Source organism: Oscillibacter sp. (assembly GCF_032060045.1).
GTDB lineage: Bacteria > Bacillota > Clostridia > Oscillospirales > Oscillospiraceae > Oscillibacter.
Genome location: NZ_DAMBZJ010000018.1, coordinates 44277 through 45419, shown reverse-complemented (window position 1 = coordinate 45419; position 1143 = coordinate 44277). Strand labels below are relative to the sequence as shown.

The window sequence follows — 1143 nt, the reverse complement described above, 5'->3', positions numbered from 1 at the left end:
GGCGGGCATAGGCATAGTCCAGCGCCTGCGTGAACTCGTGAAACCCGCCGTTGGGAAAAGTCACCTTCACGGTGGAGGTGTCGTAAAACACATCGAACCAGAAAGGACGGTAATTGGCGGCAAGAGACGTGCCCATCAGTACCGTTTCATAGCGCTGGCTTCGCAAAAGCCCCGCGGCCTGATACCGCTCGTCAAACCAGACCTCTCCCTCCGGATCTGGAGCGTGGTAGTGGAAAAAAGGGTCCACCGCCGCCACCGTGCCGGCGCAGAGAAATAGAATGGACAAAAAGCCTGCTAAAAGCCCTATGGCCCAACGCTTTTTCGCGTTTTTCACAGCGCCCTCCTTAAAAATTGGCATAGATAAATGTGGTCACGCCCGAAAACGATAGCGCTGCCCACGCCAAAAGGATGCAGCAAACCGCGCACTGCAAACCGGTGGGCCGAAACGTGTCCATGCGGCGAACGGTGTTTCCCGGCTTCAGTGCAGCAAACAGTGCGATTAGAAACACCGCCGCCAGCAGAAGCAACCCCGCGTTTGCGCCAAGCCCCAGCGCGGTGAGCGCCGTGGTTTCTGAGGGAAGCAGCTTTTCGGTCAGAAACGGGGGAATTCCCCCCCCGCCGGAAAACGCGCTTCTCAAAACAGAAGCCGCTGCTGACAAAGACGAGGCGCGGAAAAAGACCCATGCCAAATTGACAAATAAAAACGTTCCCGCCCATCGCAAGGACTTGGGTAGGCGGGTAAGCTGCCCCCCGGCGGCCCGCTCGGCAATCTGAGCAAGGCCATGGAGCAGGCCCCAGACAAGAAACGTCCAGCCAGCCCCGTGCCAGAAGCCGCTGACAAGAAACACCAGAAGAATGTTGCCATAGGTCCGCATTTCACCCCGGCGGCTGCCTCCCAGCGGGAGGTACAAGCACTCACGTAGAAACGTGGTCAGTGTGATGTGCCACCGCTTCCAAAACTCCCCCACGCTCAGGGAGCGATAAGGCGAGTCGAAGTTCACCGGCACACGGATGCCCAGAAGCCGGGCCGCTCCCGCCGCAATGTCGCAATACCCCGAGAAGTCGAAGTATAATTGCAGGGTATAACCCAAGATGACAAGCCACGCCCCGGGGGCGGTAAGCTCGTCCAAATGTGCGTAGCCG

At 58.6% G+C, this 1143-nt stretch carries 1 protein-coding gene and 1 pseudogene; both read right to left on the bottom strand.

Annotated elements, in window-relative coordinates:
- Nucleotides 1-334: pseudogene (locus RT018_RS09010) on the bottom strand (hypothetical protein); the annotation flags it as partial.
- Nucleotides 335-344: 10 nt separating this feature from the next.
- On the bottom strand, nt 345-1143 hold a 799-nt coding region (locus tag RT018_RS09005; protein ID WP_312941187.1), incomplete at its 5' end, for an MBOAT family O-acyltransferase.